The sequence below is a fragment of the Streptomyces sp. NPDC052107 genome, assembly GCF_040680215.1.
GTDB lineage: Bacteria > Actinomycetota > Actinomycetes > Streptomycetales > Streptomycetaceae > Streptomyces.
On sequence record NZ_JBFAWG010000006.1, the window covers coordinates 208,823 to 225,539 of the forward strand.

Sequence of the window (16,717 nt, forward strand, 5' to 3'; positions counted from 1 at the left end):
CGCAGCCGCGCAAAAACAACGATGGCGAGGCGGTCCGCGCATTCTGCGGACATGCCTCGCCATCGCCATCGTGCGCCGCCAGGGACTCGAACCCCGGACCCGCTGATTAAGAGTCAGCTGCTCTAACCAACTGAGCTAGCGGCGCCTGCTGACGTCGTAGACCTTAGCATCCTGGTCGGCGGGAGGAAAAATCGATATCCGCACCGCCGCGCGGGCCGCCCGCACGACCGCCCACAGGACGACCTCCGGCCCCGGCAGCCAGGGGTGACGCGTGTCCGGGGCGACCAGCCAGCGGGACTCGCCGGGGGTGTCGCAGGCGGCCGGCGCCGGGACGGTCACCGCGTCGCCCGTGCCGTGGCACAGCAGCGGCGGCACCGCCTCCGTACGGTTCGAGCCCCACTCCTCCCACGCCAGCAGCGAGGGCAGCCGCTGGGCGGTGCCCGGCGCGGCGAACAGCAGCACGCGGCCCCGGAACACCGCGACCGGGCCCGAGCCCGGGCCGTCGTCCCACAGCCGGTCCAGCATCCGGCGGCCGAAGATCGCCGGGGCGCTCACCACGTCGAAGACGGTGCCGCAGGGCAGGACGACCGGGGCGTCCGGACGCTCCTCCCAGAGGGCAAGCGTGCTCCGCGGGTATGTGCCCGCCGAGGCGAGCCAGGTGACGCCGTCGGAGGTGACTCGGGTGGCGTTCGGTGTGCTGCTCATGCCACCCAGATGTACCGGGTGTGAGCGGGCCGTTCTTCTGAGTTGCCGAAAATCGGGACAGAGACGGTGGGGGAGGAGTATCTTGCCCGCCTGGCATATGCCAGGCGGGTTACTCAGGGGATTGCGGTTGACGCGGCCGCGGGCTCACACGGGATCGGGGTACGCCCGCCCCTCGGCGTTCCCCCGCATCAGGTCCCGGCCGAACTCGACCATCTTCTTCGCGTAGTCCTCGGTCCACTCCGCCCGCTCGGCGATGTCCCCCGGGGTCAGCCGGTCGAACCGGCGCGGGTCGGCGAGCTGGGCCGCGGCGATGGCCTGGAACTCGACGGCCCGGTCGGCGGCCGCGCGGAACGCCTGGGTCAGCTCCGTGGCCCGGGCCAGCAGCGCCCGCGGATCCTCGATCGACTCCAGGTCGAAGAAGTGCTCGGGATCGCCGGCCGCCTCCGCGGGCTCGAAGATCAGAGGCGCGGGGCGTAGCCGCGGTTCGTTACGACGCGGCGTGGGCTCCGCCATGTCCTGTCTCCTCCTCGTACGCTTCGCTGGGCACCGCCTTCAGGGGGCCACCGTCCATTGTCCCGCGCCCCCGCAAGAGGCCGTCATGGCCGGTTCTCGCCGGGGGCCGGAACCCGATGATCCGGTCACGGTCGCCAGCTCACCCGGTGTTCCGCCAGATGCGCGAGGACGGCGTGGTTCGCCTCCCACCCGTCCGGAAACTTCACCAGCGTGCCGAGCTGGACCGGTTCCGTGGACGGGTAGTCGTCCAGCAGGTCGCCGACGCCCGCGCGGCAGACCACGATGCAGGCGTGGCGGTGCCGGGAGGCCAGGACGCACAGGCGGCCGGTCTCCAGGTGGAAGGCGGTGGCGTCAGGGCGGCCGGAGAGCGGGTGCAGGACGACCGTGACGTCGTACTCCCGGCCCTGGAGACGGTTCGCGGTGTCCACCGTGACGTCGGCCGCGCCCAGCTCGGCGAGCGCCGCGCGCACCGCCGCCGCCTGGTCGCGGTGGGCCGTGCCGACGGCGATGCGGTCGGCGGTGAGGGGAGCGGGATCGTCCGCGCGTTCGGAGACCGCCGCGCCTCCTCTGTCCAGCAGCCGGCGTACGACCGTCGCCACCGCCCGCACCGCCTCCGGGTCCGTGCGCGGGGTGTGCCGGGCGGGCAGTTCCAGCAGGCCCCAGCCGGATTCCGCCGCCTCGTCGATCACCTGGTCCGGGCCGGAGCCGTCGGAGGGGACCGCGAAGGTGAGGCGGCGATCGCCGTGGTCGGTGCCGCTGCGGAAGGGCGTGTACGGGTAGAACGCGTCGGACACCAGGGGAGCCGCCGAGGCGGGCAGGCGCCAGGAGACCGGGAGGCGGTGCTGGGGGAGGCCGGGGTTGTGGGCCAGCAGGGTGGTCACGGCGGAGGCCGAGGGGTCGTACGACAGGCCCGCCCACTGCTCGCTGCCGACGATCGCGAACGGGTCCAGCTGACCGGGGTCGCCGACGAACAGCGCCCGCTCGAACAGGCCCGCCACGGCCAGCAGGGAGTCCGAGCGCATCTGGTACGCCTCGTCCACGATCGCGTGCCGCCAGGGCTCGTCCATCTTGACGTGCGCCCACTTCGCGGCCGTGGAGAGGACCACCGGCAGGCCGTTCAGGTCGGCCGCCTTCGCCGACGTGCGGACCTGCGGCAGGTCGTCCAGCGCCTTGTCGTACGGGTCGGTGTCGCTGCTGTGGAGGCGGCCGACCGGCAGGTCCGGGTTCTTCTCGGCGAGCCGGAGGACGAGATCGTCCACCTGGGCGTTCGTCTGCGCCACCACCATCAACGGGCGGCCCGCCTCGGCCAGTTCGAGGGCCGCGCGGACCACCAGCGTCGACTTGCCGGCGCCCGGCGGGGAGTCCACGACCACACCGCGCTCGGTGCCGTGCAGGGTGTCGTGGAGGATCGCGTCGGTGGCGTGGGCGGCAGCGGCTCCGGGGTCGAAGTCGACCGTCGTCACAGCACGTCCTCCTCGGTGATGGGATCGGCGGCCTCCTGGACGGCCCCACCCGGCGGGCCGCCGTGGGTCCACGGGGTCTCCTCCGGGTCGGGCAGCTTCGCGCCGCCGCGCTGCTCGTGCTCGAAGAGGGTGAAGCAGATCCGGTCGCCCTTCTCCGGCACCGAACCGGGCTCCGGCTCCTTGCCGCGGCCCATCTTGTCCAGGACGCGCAGGACGAGGACACCCTCGGCCTCGTATCCGACGAACTCCGCCGACTGCGGCTTGCCGCCCAGCGAGCGGTACGCCTTCGCCCGCTCGGCGAGATGCGGCCGGTCGTCCGTGCGGACCGTCACCAGCGGGCGCGGGCTCGGCCGCTTGCCCTCGCTGTACGCCATGACGACATCGGTCACCTCGCCCGCGAACGCCTCCCCGGCCAGCCGCCGCCCCGCCATCACCAGCGGGTCGTCCAGCGCCTCCTGCGCATCGAGACGGGCCTGCTCCCGCTCGCGCGTGGCCAGCTTGTTCGCCGCCGTCACCGCGTCGTCCCGGCGCGGCTGCGGGGGCTCGCCCGCCAGCACCCGGTCGCGGTGCCCAGTGAAGGACCAGCGGTCCCGGGTCCAGCGCTCCTCGACATGCGCCCCCTCCGGCAGCGCCCGCAGCAGGTCCAGGCCCCGCCACACCGCGTCCCAGGCGGGCCGGGTGCGGCTTTCCACCAGGTCGCGGATCTCCCGCTCGGCCGCGGTGAGCGCGGCCAGCCGGTCGTCGGCGGCCAGGGCGTCCTCGGCGGCGGCGAGTGCGGTGCGGGCACGGTCGTAGCGCTCGATCGCCGGGGCCAGCAGCTTGTTGTCGAACGCCGGGTCGGTGGCGGGTCCGGCCGGCGGGCACAGCAACTGCCCGGCGGCGTCCCTGGCGAGCTCGGCCCGGCGCGCGGCCTCGGCGCCGCAAGTGCCCTCCGGAGGGTCTATCCAGGCGAGCAGCGCGCCCAAGTGCTGGTCCTCCAGGCTGGACTGGCCGGTCGCCCAGTGCCGGGACAGCACATCGGTCAGCGCGAGCAGCAGGGAGGAGCCGGGGACTCGGGACCGCTCGCCGTAGTGGGTGAGCCAGCGGCCGAGCAGCGGCACCCGGGGCGGCGCCGGATGGGGGGCCTCCGGCTCCTGCTCGGCGGTCCGGCGGAACCGCATCGAGCGGCCGAGGAGCCGTACGAAGTCCAGGCCCGCGCGGCTCGGCACGATCAGCTGGGGAGCGTCCGCGCACAGCTCCACCTCGACCTTGACCCGCTTGCCGGTCTCGGGGTCGGTCTCGGTGCGTTCGGCCGCCTCCACGGACTCGGCGTAGGAGTCGATGTACGGCAGGACGACATCGGCCAGGTCGGCGAGGAAGGAGAAACGCAGGTCGCGGTCGCGGGGCTGCGGCACGACCAGCAGGCGCGGCGCGTCCCGGTCGGTGCCGACCAGCGCGCCGAGCGGGGCGCCCGCCTCACCGGCGGTGGTGAGCGGTACGAACACCAGCGGGCGCGTCGACAGATGGCGGTGCCGGACGGTCGCGGCGGGCTGGGCCCGGCCGCTGCTGACTGCCTCCAGCCGGGCGAGGGTGGCGATCAGGGACACGGGGCGACCTCCCGGTGGGCCGCGTCCGCCAGTGCCTCCGCGCTCGCCAGCGCCTCTGCGCGCAGGGCGGCCGCCCTGCGCAGGGCCGCGACCGCCGGATCGGCCGGGTCGCCCTGCTCGCCGCGGGCCGCCGCGAGGACGTCCTCGACCGTGGTCAGACCGCCCAGTTCCGCGCGCAACGGCCGGCCCAGACGGGTGACGGCACCCTCCTCGCGGGAGCGTTCCCGGCAGTGGAACGCCAGTTCGCACGCGGACAGGCACTCGGGCGCGTACGTCGCCGGGACCGCCGCCACGGCCGCCGTCAGCTCCTCGGCACTCCGGTCGGGCGCGAAGCACGTGCCCTCGGGCAGGGGCTCGGTGATCTCCTCGATCCGGGTGAGCCGGGTCAGCTGGCGGGCGGTGACCGCGCGCTGCTTGCGGATGTCGACGGCGGAGGCCGCGGGCAGGTTGGAGAAGTCCTTCGGGCAGACGAGCAGGATCCGATGCCGTACGACAGGGGTGGGTTCCAGGCGCGCGGCGACCTCCTCCAGGGCCAGCACGTACACCGCCGCCTGCCGGGCCGCCGCGCCGACCTTCGCCGGGTCCGCCGAACCGTCCAGCATCGGGAAGGACTTGATCTCCACCACGGACCAGCTGCCGTCCGGGTGCACCACCACCGCGTCCGGCTCCAGGAAGGCGAGCGAGCCGGCCACGTCCAGCGCGAGCATCGGGTGGTCCAGCAGGGTCCAGCCGCCCGCCCGCGTGGCCTCGCGCAGCGCCAGCGAGGTACGGGCCGTACGCCCCTCGGGGCCGTGTGCGGTCAGGTCGGGCACGGCGGCGCCCTCGGGCGGTTCGGCGCCCGGGTCGAGGCGGGCGTGCGCCAGCCGCAGCAGCTCCGCGCCGCCGTCCGCCTTCACCTTCGCCTCGAACGCGTTCCCGCGGGTCAGCGCGAACTGCGACTGCCCGAACCCGGACGGCGCGCCCAGCGCGGTCGCCAGCCGCGCCTTGTCCACCCCGGCGCCGTCCAGGATCGCCCGCCGCGCGCACCCGGGGTTCGCGGCGAGCGCCGCGAGGGCGCGCGCGTCCAGGGCCTTGGCCGGTACGTCGGGACCGCGCAGCTCAGCGAGCCGCTGCCGGAGCCCCTTCTCCCGCGTCGCTGGGGGAGGCGTCCGGTTCGGCCCCGGCGTCGAGCCGCGACTCGCGCTGCCGTGGAATTCGCTCACCCGCGGAAGTCTGGCATCCGGCACTGACAATCGGGGAACCCGTGCCGTCCGTGACCGGTGTGCGGGGCGGGAACAGGCGGGTGCGGACCAGGTCCGCGGCCCGCGTGACGCGCGGCGCGAGCAGGAGGCCGACGCCCATCACGGCGATGCCCGCGACCGCGTCGAGGGAGTAGTGGTTGGCGGTGCCCATGACCACGAGCGCGGTGCCCAGCGGGTACAGGACACCGAGGATCTTCGCCACGCGCGTGCCGCCGTGCCGCCACAGCATCACTCCGCACCACAGCGCCCAGCCGACGTGCAGGCTCGGCATGGCCGCGTACTGGTTGGTCATCCCGCCCATGCCGCGCGGCGCGCTCGCCTCGCCGCCCCACCAGCCGTACGAGCTGTACTGGGCCATGGTGTCCACGAAACCGTGGCCGGCGGACAGCAGCCGGGGCGGGCAGGTCGGCAGCAGGGTGAAGCCGATCAGGCCGATGAACGTGGACGTCATCAGCCAGGTGCGGGCCCGCCGGTAGTGCTCGGCGCGGGTGCGGAACAGCCAGATGAGGATGGCGGGCGTGACCAGATAGTGCAGCGAGGCGTACCAGAAGTCGGCCGGCACCCCGAGCCAGGGCTCGCGCGTGAACAGCCGGTTGAGCGGGTGCTCGGCGTTGAGGCTCAGGGCCTTCTCGATGCGCAGGATCGCCAGGCCGTGGTCGACCGCGGAGGAGACGTCACCGCGGGCGAGGAGACGGCCGGCCGAGTAGCAGCCGTAGACGAGGAGGATCAGGGGCAGCTCGGTCCACCAGCGCAGCCGGGTACGCGGGAGCACCTCGGTGCCCGGTGTCTCGGTCTGCGGCATCCGATCGCCCTCCCCCTTCTGCTGAGCGGCGCCGCCCGGAGGGCGACCGTGCCACTTTACGGTGTCCGTATCCCGCCCATGAGGGCGCTCCGGCCCACAAAGACGCCGAGATCGCCCCTCGGGTTGCCCCGCTGGGGGGTGCGCGATGATGGAGAAGTCGTCTTTTCTCGTTTTCGTGACGTCCGTGTGGCGTCCCGCTCCCGGAAAGGTCTCCCATGGCACCGCGCATCCTGCTGGCCCGGCACGGACAGACGGAATGGTCACTGTCCGGCAAGCACACCGGCAGGACCGACGTGCCGCTGCTGGAAGAGGGCCGGCGGGGAGCCAAGCTGCTCGGCGAGCGACTGCACCGGGCTCCGCTGGACGGACTGCCGGGGGTGGAGGTGCGCACCAGTCCGCTTGCACGCGCGCGTGAGACGTGCGAACTGGCCGGTTTCGGTGACCGGGCCACCACCTGGGACACGCTCATGGAGTGGGACTACGGCGCCTACGAGGGCATGACGCCGGCCGAGATCCAGGCGGTGCGGCCGGGCTGGCTGATCTGGCGGGACGGGGTGCCGGAGGGGGAGAGCATCGCCGACGTGACCGCGCGCGCGGACGAGGTGGTGGCCTGGGCCCGGTCGGCCGACCGCGACGTCCTGGTCTTCGCCCACGGCCACATCCTCCGCTCCATAGGCGCCCGCTGGCTCGGCCTGCCGCTGGACTTCGCCGCGCGGATCCGCCTCAACCCGACCTCACTGTCGGTGCTGGGCTGGGCGTACGGGGAGCCGGCGATCGAGAGCTGGAACGACCTGGGGCACCTGGCGCTCTGACGGCCTTCAGGCCCTCCCCGTCCTCGGCATGGAGGCGTGCCGGTCCAGGAACTCCGAGACACCCGACGCCCGCCGGTGCGGCAGCAGCACCCGCGCCGTACCGGCCAGCATGCTCTGGATGCGGGAGGACTGAACCTCGTCCAAGAGCGACAGCACGCGCAAGCCCGCGGCCGCCGCCTCGTCCGGCCGTCCCTCACGGGCGAGGTCGTCCGCCAACTCGGCGGTGTACAGCGCGATGTTCCGGGTGAAGTGAGGATCTTGCAGCTCGGCCGCGCGATACGCGTGCCGGGACGCCCGCCGCCAGTCGCCCAGCATCGACCAGCACTGCGCCTCCAGACCCTCCAGCTCGGCCTCTCCGTAGAAGCTCATCCACTCCGGGTCGGCGTCCGAGCGGCCCCGGGCGAAGAGGGCCTGGGCCCGAACGAGTGCCTGCTCGCAGCCGGTACGGTCGGCGAGCCCGGCCCAGCCGCCGGCTTCGCGCAGCGCGAGCAGGGACATCAGGCGCGCCGAACCCAGCGGAGCGGCAGCGCGCTGGGCGGCCTGTGCGGCGCGCACCGCCTCGCGGGGGCGGCCGGTGTCCCGCGCCAGGAACGCGGTGTTGCAGAAGGCGTGCGCCTCCAGCGCCGGATCCCCGGTCATCCGGGCCGTGGCCAGCGCCTCCGCGTAGTGCGAGCGGGCGTCGTCGAAGCGGCCGGAGTCGTGCGCCAGCCAGCCCACGGAGATGGCGAGTTCACCGGCGCCCGAGTGCAGCCGTTCGGCGGTGGTCTGCCGGGTCGCGCCGGCGTCCAGCAGCGCGTAGGCCGCGCGCAAGGGCGCCGCCGCGCGCCGGTACAGGCCGTCCGCGCCGTGCCGGTCGTCGAGCAGCCGGATCCGGCGGACGGCCTCCTCCAGGGCGAGCGCCTCCGGGGTCCCGGGCCGGCGAGTGGTCCGGACCGCGGCCGCGACGTCCGTGGTGAGCCCCAACGGGCTCAGCGTGGCGGCGGCCACCGTGGCACCGCCGCCGGTCATGAATGCGCGACGCAGCACGTCGCTCTCCTCGTGGTTCAGATGGTCTTTCGCGTACGGTTCTGGCGCGCCGTACGGGTCTTGCGTCTCATACGGTTCGACAGCCCCCCGTGACTCACCGGGCGCCTCCGCGGCATCGGGTGGCCCGGGCTCCTCCGCCGCCGTACGCGTCGCGCGGCCGCGTACGGCCGAACGCGGCGAGAAGCCGAGGTCGGTGAGCGTGCGGCCGGGGAACATATGCAGGAACACCCGTTCGTAGGCGTAGTTCGGGCAGCGGATCTCGCCCGCCTCGACCCTGCCGACGTACCGCGCGTCACAGCTCACCCGCTCACCGATCTCGCGCGCGGCGCGTCGTACGAGCGCCGCGAACTCGGCCGGTGAACGCCTGCCGCGCAGTCGCCGGAAGGCGAGGTTCGGCCGTGGTGGCCGTTCGGGCTGTGACGAGGTCTCGGTTGACGACGCCATGGCCGGGTCCTCTCGTGCGAACCGTCGAACCATGCCGGTGCCGGGGCGGTTTCGGGACGAGTTGTCCGAGTGACGCCCTGGTTCCGGCGGGCATGAACGTACCTGCTGTGAAGGACCCGCCACGCTGCGTTTGGCTACAAACCGGATATCTCATCCACGATCTGCCATGAAGTGCCATCCTTTGCGGCGCACTTGTGCCGTAGCCGTTGACGCGCTCGCGCGTTGGACTCCATGGACCGCAACAGGGCTGTGTGGTGGAGGCCGGCATGGAGACCAGGGAATCCAGCCAGAGCGACGAACCTTGTACGTCACGGGCGTCGGCCGACGGGTACGCGTCGGCCTGCGACCTCGTGACGGTACCGGCCCGGCAGGGCCTCGAGGCGGTCGACATCCTGCGGCGCGGCGCCGGTGAGGCGATGGGTCCCGTGCTGCACGACGGCGGCTGCGCCACGCTCGGTTTCCTGGTCCCGGCCGGCACGGCGGCCGGCTGGGACGTGCCCGGCAGCACCTGTACCGAGACCGACGGGCGCGGACTCAGACTGAACCCCGTGCCGCCGGTGGAGGGCTCCGCCTGGCTGCTGCCGCCCGGCGGGGCCGACCTCGCCACCGACCCGGTCGTACTGCGCCGGGCCCTCGGGGAGGCGGCCCGGACGATCGAGGCGGCCGACGGCTGCCAGTGATGCGGTCCGGCTGGTCGGGGGCCGACGGCTTCCGGTTGGCGACGGCTGTACGGTGCGGTGGTCCGGCTGGTGGAGGGGCCGTAGGCTTCCGGTGAAGCGGTCCGGCTGGTCCAGGGGACGGCGGCCGTCCGTGCGGCGTGGGACCCGGCGGCCTGCGACAATGGTTCGATGGGCGGGTCCAGGAGCACGCGGAAGGCGCAGCACACGCGGCGCAGGCCGGCGGCCGTCGAAGCCGTCGTGGAGGCGGTCGACGGCGGGCTCGCACAGCTCGTACCCGACCCCGACCGAGGCCGCGCCTGGACCCTGCTGATCGACGGCGCGCCCCAGTCGCACGTCGACCTGGACGACCCCGCGTACCTCTCCTTCGAGTACCAGCGCCGCCTCGGCCATGTCATCGACCTCGTCGCCCCGCCCGGCAAGCCCGTACACGTCGTGCACCTCGGCGGCGGCGCCTTCACCCTCGCCCGCTACACCGCCGCCACCCGGCCCCGGTCCACCCAGCAGGTCGTCGAGCGGGACGCGAGTCTCGTCCAACTGGTCCGCCGGGAGTTGCCGTTGGATCCGAACGCCCGGATCCGGGTGCGGTCGGCGGACGCCCGCGCGGGCCTCGCCAAGGTGCCGGACGGCTGGGCGGACCTGGTCATCGCGGACGTCTTCAGCGGCGCCCGCACCCCGGCCCACCTCACCTCCATCGAGTTCCTGGACGAGGTCCGCCGAGCCCTGAAGCCGTCCGGGGTCTACGCCGCCAACCTCGCCGACGGCCCGCCGCTCGCCCACCTGCGCGGCCAGATCGCCACCGCCGCCGCCCGGTTCACCGAACTCGCGCTGATCGCCGACCCGGCCGTACTGCGCGGCAAGCGCTTTGGCAACGCCGTCCTGGTCGCCTCCGACGCCCCGCTCCCGCTGCCCGAACTCACCCGCCGCGCCGCCTCCGACCCGCACCCGGGCCGGGTCGAACACGGCAAGCCGCTCACCGACTTCACGGGCGGCGCGGCCCCCGTGACGGACGCGGCGGCCGTGGCCTCCCCGCCCCCGCCGCCGTCGGTGTTCCGTTGACCCGGCTCTTCCCGGGCGCGGGGCTCAGTAGTTGCCGATCTCGACATGGGGCGGCCCGTCGTGCCAGGTGCACATCACCGACACCCGGTCCGTGCCACTGCTGAACTCCACCCGGATCCACGTCTCCGTCTTCCACACCTGCATCGACCAGCCCGTCCCCGGCGTGGCCGAGACGAGCGTGGCACTGGACGGGCCCAGGTCGAACACGGCCCGGCCGCCGTCGGTGTCGTACGACTTGACCCGGCCGGACGCGGACGAGGAGGAGGAGGGTGTGGAGGAGGGGCGCGGTGTCCCCTTCGGGGTGGGAGTCGGGGCCGGCGGTCTGGTCGACGGTCTGGTGGACGGGGGCGGCCGGTGCGTCGGCGAGGTCAGGGCCTTCGAGCCCTGGGCCGTCGCGTCGGCGGCCGTGATCGGCAGGGCGCGCGGCGGGTCGTACGCCGTTCCGGCCATCACCGTGTGCACACCCCACCACGACAGTGTGACCGCCGCTCCTGTCGCGAGCAGCCACGCCAGTACGTGTACGAGTCCTCTGCGCATCGCGGCCATACTGCCCCACGGGACCGCCGTGCGCACACGCCCCGAGTTGTCCACAGGCGCCCGCCCGGTGTGGGCCGCATGGCGTACGGTGCGGCGCATGGCAAGTGTGCTCGTGGTCGAGGACGACCAGTTCGTACGCTCGGCGCTCATCCGGCATCTGACCGAGGCCGCACACACCGTGCGCAGCGTCGGTACGGCACTGGAGGCGCTGCGCGAGGTCGCCCATTTCCGTTTCGACGTGGTCGTCCTGGACCTCGGACTGCCGGACCTGGACGGCTCCGAGGCGCTGAAGATGCTGCGCGGCATCACCGACGTCCCCGTGATCATCGCCACCGCCCGGGACGACGAGACGGAGATCGTCCGGTTGCTCAACGCCGGTGCGGACGACTACCTGACCAAGCCGTTCTCCGTCGAGCACCTCTCCGCGCGGATGGCGGCCGTGCTGCGCCGGGCCCGGTCGGGAGGCGGCGAGCCCCCGCCGTCCAGCGTCCTGCGCGTCGGTGGCCTGACCATCGACCCGCTGCGCCGCCAGGCCGAACTGGACGGGGTCCGCCTCGACCTCACCCGCCGCGAGTTCGACCTGCTCGCCTTCCTGGCCGGCCGTCCCGGGGTGGTCGTCCCGCGCAGGGAACTCCTCGCCGAGGTCTGGCAGCAGTCCTACGGCGACGACCAGACCATCGACGTCCATCTGTCCTGGTTGCGCCGCAAATTGGGAGAGACGGCCGCCCGGCCCCGCTATCTGCACACGCTCCGGGGTGTCGGTGTGAAGCTCGAACCCCCCGCGGCACCAACTCCGGACGGGGAGCCGGTGCGATGAGGTGGGCCCTGGTCAAGGTATGTCTGGCGGTCACCACGATGGTCGTGGTCGCCTTCGCGGTCCCGCTCGGCCTGGTCGTCAAGGAGATGGCCCGCGACCGGGCGTTCTCCAACGCCGAGCGGGAGGCCGCCGCCGTCGCGCCCGCACTGTCCATCACCACCGACCGGGACAAACTGGAGCGGGTCGTGGCCTCGGCCGGCGCCGACTCCGGGATGGCCGTGCATCTGCCCGCCGGCGGCGGCCGGTCCGCGCTGGACCTCGGCCGGCAGCGCGCCGCCGACCGCGACATCCAGGCCGTACGGAAACTGGGCCGGGCCTCCACCACGTCCGTCACCGGTGGATCGACCCTGCTCCAGCCGGTCGCGCTCGGCTCCGGCGACATCGCCGTCGTCGAGGTGTACGTCCCGGAGGCCGAGGTGACCAACGGCGTCGGCACGGCCTGGGCGGTGCTCGCGGCCGTCGGCCTCGCGCTGGTCGTCGGCTCCGTCGCGGTCGCCGACCGGCTCGGGGTGCGCATGGTGCGGCCCGCCCAGCGGCTGGTCGAGGGCGCGCACGAACTGGGCGAGGGCAAGCTGGGCGCCCGGGTGCCGGAGGACGGGCCCACCGAACTCCGCCTCGCCGCAGTCGCCTTCAACTCCATGGCCGACCAGGTCGTCCAACTCCTTGCGAACGAGAGAGAGCTGGCGGCCGACCTCTCGCACCGGCTGCGCACGCCGCTCACCGTGCTGCGGCTCAACGCGGCCTCCCTGGGCGGCGGACCGGCCGCCGAGCAGACCCGGGCCGCGGTCGCCCAGTTGGAGCGCGAGGTCGACACCATCATCCGTACGGCCCGGGAGGCCAAGCCGCAGACGGCCGCACTCGGCCCCGGCGCCGGGTGCGACGCGGCCGAAGTGGTGCGTGAGCGCATGGAGTTCTGGTCCGCGCTCGCCGAGGACGAGGGCCGCAAGTGGCGGGTGGCCGGCGTCGAGCGGCCGGTGCGCATACCCGTGGCCCGCGCCGACCTGGCCGCCGCGCTCGACGCCCTGCTCGGCAATGTGTTCCGGCACACCGCCGAGGGCACCGCCTTCGCGGTCGACGTGCACAACGGCGAGGACGCGGTGATCGTGCTGATCTCCGACGCGGGCCCCGGCATACCCGACCCGGACGCGGCGATGGCCCGTGGCCGCGGCTCGGGGACCGCCGGCTCGACCGGTCTCGGCCTCGACATCGTGCGCCGGCTCGCCGAGTCCACCGGCGGCGACGTCCGGATCGGCTCCTCCGTGCTGGGTGGCACCGAGGTGCGGATCTGGTTCCAGCTGGACGGGCGCAAGCCGGTCGGCCGGGGGCCCCGGGTGCGAAGACGCCGGTCGCGCAAACCGGTCGCGACTGGTCTCGACCATTAATCGTCCCCGATCCCTTCCTTAAGCGAACCCTAAGGTCTGCAACGACCGTCCCGATCAAGCGGTTTGCCCGATTCCGGACCGCTAGCGTGCTGCCGCACCTCACCCCCCGTGAACAGCGAAGGCAGGCACGCGCATGACCACGCACCGGCGCAGCATCAGTGGCAGGAACAAGGCGATCGGCGGTCTGGTGGCCGCGGCCGTGGTCGGCGGCGGCGCCATCCTGCTCTCCGGCACCGCCAACGCGGCCGGCGTGAACGCCGCGTACACCAAGACCAGCGACTGGTCGACCGGCTACACCGCCCAGTACGTCGTCACCAACAACAGTGGCCAGACCGAGAAGACCTGGACCCTGGACTTCGACCTCCCGGCGGGCGCCAGGCTCAGCTCCCTGTGGAACGGCGAGTCGAGCGTCAGCGGTTCGCACGTCACCGTGAAGCCCGCGAAGTGGGACACCGAGGGCCTCGCCCCCGGGAAGTCGGTGACCGTCGGCTTCGTGGTCGACGGCAAGGGCGACCCGACCGGCTGTCGTATCGACAACTCCCAGTGCTCCGCGGACGCCGGCGCCACGCCGGAGCCGAGCGGCCGCCCCACCCAGTCGCCGACCCCGACGGCCACGCCCACCAAGACCGCCACCCCCACCCCGACCAAGACGGCCACCCCGACCCCGACCGCTAGCCAGACCACCGGCAGCGGCACCACCGCCTCCGCCGGCTTCGCCCCGTACGTCGACACCTCCCTCTACCCGGCCTTCGACCTGGTCGGCGCGGCCGACGCGACCGGCGTGAAGAACTACAACCTCGCGTTCCTCACCGACGGCGGCGGCTGCACCCCCAAGTGGGGCGGTGTGACCGACCTGACCAGCGACGCCGTCGCCGCGCAGATCGGCTCCCTGCGCGCCAAGGGCGGTGACGTCCGGGTCTCCTTCGGCGGCGCCTCCGGCTCCGAGCTGGCCACCACCTGCTCCTCGGCGGACGCGCTGGCTGCGGCCTACGGCAAGGCGGTCGACGCGTTCAAGCTGACCAAGGTCGACTTCGACGTCGAGGGCGGCGCGCTGCCCAACACCGCGGCCAACACCCGCCGCGCCCAGGCCATCGCCAAGCTCCAGGCCCAGCACCCGAACCTGGACGTCTCCTTCACCCTTCCGGTGATGCCGGAGGGCCTGACCCAGGACGGTGTGAACCTCCTCTCCAACGCCAAGTCCAACGGCGTGAAGGTCTCCACCGTCAACATCATGGCGATGGACTACGGCGCCTCGTACAACGGCGACATGGGCGACTACGCCCAGCAGGCCGCCACGGCCACCCAGGCCCAGGTCAAGAGCGTCCTCGGCCTGTCCGACTCCGCCGCCTGGAAGACGGTCGCCGTCACCCCGATGATCGGCGTCAACGACGTCTCCTCCGAGATCTTCAAGGTGGACGACGCCACCCAGCTGGTGAACTTCGCCAAGTCCAAGGGCCTCGGCGGCCTGTCCATGTGGTCCGCCGCCCGCGACAAGCAGTGCGCCGGTGGCGCGAAGAACTCCGCCGACCCCACCTGCAGCTCGATCGTCCAGGACAAGTTCGCCTTCTCGAAGGCGTTCGGCGCCTTCAACTGACCCTGCGGACCGGGTGCGTCCGACCTGGTCGACGTGATCACGTCCATACGGTTCCGGCCCGGGTCGACCCACGACCCGGGCCGGCCGCCGCACGGGCGGGCACGCCCAGGGCGCCGACGTCAGGGCTTGGCGTACGCCGACACGCTCTTACGGGTCGATACGGCCGAGAACGGCGGTTTCCTGCTCACTGTGCGACACCCCGGCCCGTGCACTGCGGAGGCGACTCATGGACGCGTACACTCCCCGTTTCCCCGGCAGCGGCACCATTGTCGAGGAAGACATCAACGAGGGCCTTGCCATGGGCCTTGCCGAGGGCGGTGCCAAGACCCGTGCCGAGGACATTCTCCGCATCCTCGGTCTGCGCGGCATCGAGGTCCCCGAAGCCGTCCGGGAACGGGTCACGTCCTGCACGGACCTGGACACCCAGGGCACCTGGTTCGACCGGGCGCTCTCCGTCACGACCGGCGAGGAGCTGCTCGCGGGAGCGTGACAGCCGCCGACCCCGCCGCTGTGCACGTCGGGCTTGCGAGAGTCTCCTGAGGCACCCCGTCCAGGGCGCGGCTCGCCCTCACGACGAGCCGCGCCCCCGCTTCTCAGGCTGCCGACTCCACCCCCGGCAACGTCCCCGTCCGGGCCGCCTCCGCATACCACCGCGCGCTCGACTTCGGCGTTCGCTTCAGCGTCGCGTAGTCCACGTACACCGCGCCGAACCGCTTCTCGTACCCGTACGCCCACTCGAAGTTGTCCATCAGGGACCACAGGTAGTAGCCGCGGACATCGGCGCCGTCCGCGATGGCCCGGCGGACCTCGGACAGGTGGCCGTGCAGGTAGGCGATGCGCTCGGGGTCGTGGACGCGGCCGTCGGGGTCGGGCTTGTCGTCGTAGGCCGCGCCGTTCTCCGTGACGTACAGCGGCAGGCCCGGCACTTCGCGCGTGTACCGGAGGAGCAGGTCGTACAGGCCCGTCGGATCGATCGTCCAGCCCATCTCCGTGCGCTCGCCCGGCGTCTGGTGGAAGAGCACGTCGTCGGCGCCCGGCCAGGGCGAGTGGTCGCTGGCGCCGTGGCCGTCCGCCCGCGGGCTCTTGACCTCGGCGGAAGCGGCCGACACCAGAGCCGGGGTGTAGTAGTTCAGGCCCAGCGCGTCCAGCGGGACGTTGATCGCGCGGGTGTCGCCGTCGAGGACGTACGACCAGTCGGTGATCGAGGCCGTGGCCTCCAGCAGCGACGAGGGGTACACCCCGTGCAGCATCGGGCCGTGGAAGACGCCGTTGGCCAGGTCGTCGATCCGGCGGGCCGCGGCCAGGTCGGCCGGGTCCTGCGACAGCGGCCGTACGACCGAGGAGTTGAGGCTGATCGCGATCTCGTTGCGGGCCGGCATCACCGAGCGCAGGGCGGAAGCCGCGAGGCCGTGCGCGAGGTTGAGGTGGTGGGCGGCGCGCAGCGAGGCCGCCGTGTCGGTGCGGCCGGGGGCGTGCACACCCGAGCCGTAGCCCAGGAAGGCGCTGCACCAGGGCTCGTTGAGGGTGATCCACTGCTCCACCCGGTCGCCCAGCGCCTCGCCGACCAGGCCCGCGTACTCGGCGAACCGGAGCGCGGTGTCCCGCTGCGGCCAGCCGCCCGCGTCCTCCAGCTCCTGCGGCAGGTCCCAGTGGTAGAGGGTGAGCGCCGGTTTGATGCCCTTCGCCAGCAGCTCGTCCACCAGGCGGCGGTAGAAGTCCAGGCCGCGCTGGACCGCGGGGCCCCGGCCGGTGGGCTGCACCCGGGACCAGGAGACCGAGAAGCGGTACGCGGTCAGGCCCAGCTCCGCCATCAGCGCCACGTCGTCGCGGTAGCGGTGGTAGTGGTCGACAGCGATGTCACCGGTCTCACCGCCGGCCGTCTTGCCCGGTGTATGGCTGAAGGTGTCCCAGATCGAGGGGGTGCGGCCGTCCTCCCGCACCGCCCCCTCGATCTGGTACGCCGAGGTCGCGGCGCCCCAGAGGAAGGCGGGAGGAAAAGTCACGGACGTAACGGGTTCAGGCATGGAAGCGCTCCCATTAGGGGTCGTAGGAGACCTGG

At 73.2% G+C, this 16,717-nt stretch carries 16 protein-coding genes and 1 tRNA gene; 7 read left to right on the top strand and 10 right to left on the bottom strand.

Annotated features, from left to right (window positions below; all coding sequences use genetic code 11):
* Positions 1 to 71: 71 nt before the first annotated feature.
* From AB0M27_RS09190 to AB0M27_RS09220, 7 genes are all read right to left on the bottom strand, one after another.
* Positions 72 to 145 (bottom strand) — tRNA-Lys (locus tag AB0M27_RS09190).
* Positions 136 to 714, bottom strand: a complete 579-nt coding sequence (locus tag AB0M27_RS09195; RefSeq protein WP_365719690.1) for a bifunctional DNA primase/polymerase — start codon at positions 712 to 714, stop codon at positions 136 to 138. The genes AB0M27_RS09190 and AB0M27_RS09195 overlap by 10 nt, the downstream gene beginning before the upstream one ends.
* 135 nt (positions 715 to 849) lie before the next feature.
* The gene (locus AB0M27_RS09200) at positions 850 to 1,218 is read right to left on the bottom strand and encodes a hypothetical protein (protein ID WP_351808705.1); all 369 of its coding nucleotides are present in this window, start codon (positions 1,216 to 1,218) and stop codon (positions 850 to 852) included.
* A 125-nt stretch (positions 1,219 to 1,343) separates the two neighbouring features.
* Entirely contained in the window at positions 1,344 to 2,681 is a 1,338-nt protein-coding gene (locus AB0M27_RS09205; RefSeq protein ID WP_365719542.1) for an AAA domain-containing protein, read from the bottom strand.
* Positions 2,678 to 4,267: a hypothetical protein gene (locus tag AB0M27_RS09210; protein ID WP_365719544.1), complete on the bottom strand. Its 1,590-nt coding sequence runs from the start codon at positions 4,265 to 4,267 to the stop codon at positions 2,678 to 2,680. The genes AB0M27_RS09205 and AB0M27_RS09210 overlap by 4 nt, the downstream gene beginning before the upstream one ends.
* Entirely contained in the window at positions 4,258 to 5,364 is a 1,107-nt protein-coding gene (locus AB0M27_RS09215) for a hypothetical protein (RefSeq protein ID WP_365719692.1), read from the bottom strand. Before AB0M27_RS09215 ends, AB0M27_RS09210 begins: the two co-directional genes overlap by 10 nt.
* Position 5,365: 1 nt before the next feature.
* The gene (locus AB0M27_RS09220; protein WP_365719546.1) at positions 5,366 to 6,310 is read right to left on the bottom strand and encodes a phosphatase PAP2 family protein; all 945 of its coding nucleotides are present in this window, start codon (positions 6,308 to 6,310) and stop codon (positions 5,366 to 5,368) included.
* A 215-nt stretch (positions 6,311 to 6,525) separates the two neighbouring features.
* Between AB0M27_RS09220 and AB0M27_RS09225 the strand changes: the two genes are divergently transcribed.
* Positions 6,526 to 7,122: a histidine phosphatase family protein gene (locus tag AB0M27_RS09225; RefSeq protein ID WP_365719548.1), complete on the top strand. Its 597-nt coding sequence runs from the start codon at positions 6,526 to 6,528 to the stop codon at positions 7,120 to 7,122.
* Between the two features lie 6 nt (positions 7,123 to 7,128).
* Here AB0M27_RS09225 and AB0M27_RS09230 read toward each other — a convergent pair whose 3' ends face one another.
* Positions 7,129 to 8,592, bottom strand: a complete 1,464-nt coding sequence (locus AB0M27_RS09230) for a hypothetical protein (RefSeq protein WP_365719550.1) — start codon at positions 8,590 to 8,592, stop codon at positions 7,129 to 7,131.
* Positions 8,593 to 8,858: 266 nt separating this feature from the next.
* On the opposite strand from AB0M27_RS09230, the gene AB0M27_RS09235 reads away from it, so the two are divergent.
* Both AB0M27_RS09235 and AB0M27_RS09240 read left to right on the top strand, forming a co-directional pair.
* Positions 8,859 to 9,272, top strand: coding sequence for a hypothetical protein (locus AB0M27_RS09235; RefSeq protein WP_365719552.1), 414 nt, complete (start codon positions 8,859 to 8,861; stop codon positions 9,270 to 9,272).
* A gap of 168 nt (positions 9,273 to 9,440) precedes the next feature.
* The gene (locus AB0M27_RS09240) at positions 9,441 to 10,328 is read left to right on the top strand and encodes a fused MFS/spermidine synthase (RefSeq protein ID WP_365719554.1); all 888 of its coding nucleotides are present in this window, start codon (positions 9,441 to 9,443) and stop codon (positions 10,326 to 10,328) included.
* A 24-nt stretch (positions 10,329 to 10,352) separates the two neighbouring features.
* Here AB0M27_RS09240 and AB0M27_RS09245 read toward each other — a convergent pair whose 3' ends face one another.
* Positions 10,353 to 10,865 carry a hypothetical protein gene (locus tag AB0M27_RS09245; RefSeq protein ID WP_365719556.1) on the bottom strand — a complete coding sequence of 171 codons (513 nt, stop codon included), beginning with the start codon at positions 10,863 to 10,865 and terminating at the stop codon, positions 10,353 to 10,355.
* Between the two features lie 97 nt (positions 10,866 to 10,962).
* On the opposite strand from AB0M27_RS09245, the gene AB0M27_RS09250 reads away from it, so the two are divergent.
* From AB0M27_RS09250 to AB0M27_RS09265, 4 genes are all read left to right on the top strand, one after another.
* Complete coding sequence (locus tag AB0M27_RS09250) at positions 10,963 to 11,682, top strand: response regulator transcription factor (RefSeq protein WP_365719558.1); 720 nt, start codon at positions 10,963 to 10,965, stop codon at positions 11,680 to 11,682.
* Entirely contained in the window at positions 11,679 to 13,064 is a 1,386-nt protein-coding gene (locus AB0M27_RS09255) for a HAMP domain-containing sensor histidine kinase (protein WP_365719560.1), read from the top strand. Before AB0M27_RS09250 ends, AB0M27_RS09255 begins: the two co-directional genes overlap by 4 nt.
* 133 nt (positions 13,065 to 13,197) lie before the next feature.
* Positions 13,198 to 14,658: a cellulose binding domain-containing protein gene (locus AB0M27_RS09260; protein WP_365719562.1), complete on the top strand. Its 1,461-nt coding sequence runs from the start codon at positions 13,198 to 13,200 to the stop codon at positions 14,656 to 14,658.
* A gap of 226 nt (positions 14,659 to 14,884) precedes the next feature.
* Positions 14,885 to 15,148, top strand: coding sequence for a hypothetical protein (locus tag AB0M27_RS09265; RefSeq protein ID WP_365719563.1), 264 nt, complete (start codon positions 14,885 to 14,887; stop codon positions 15,146 to 15,148).
* A gap of 103 nt (positions 15,149 to 15,251) precedes the next feature.
* Here the strand turns inward: AB0M27_RS09265 and AB0M27_RS09270 are convergent, their stop codons facing one another.
* The gene (locus AB0M27_RS09270) at positions 15,252 to 16,682 is read right to left on the bottom strand and encodes a GH1 family beta-glucosidase (RefSeq protein ID WP_365719565.1); all 1,431 of its coding nucleotides are present in this window, start codon (positions 16,680 to 16,682) and stop codon (positions 15,252 to 15,254) included.
* Between the last annotated feature and the right edge of the window lie 35 nt (positions 16,683 to 16,717).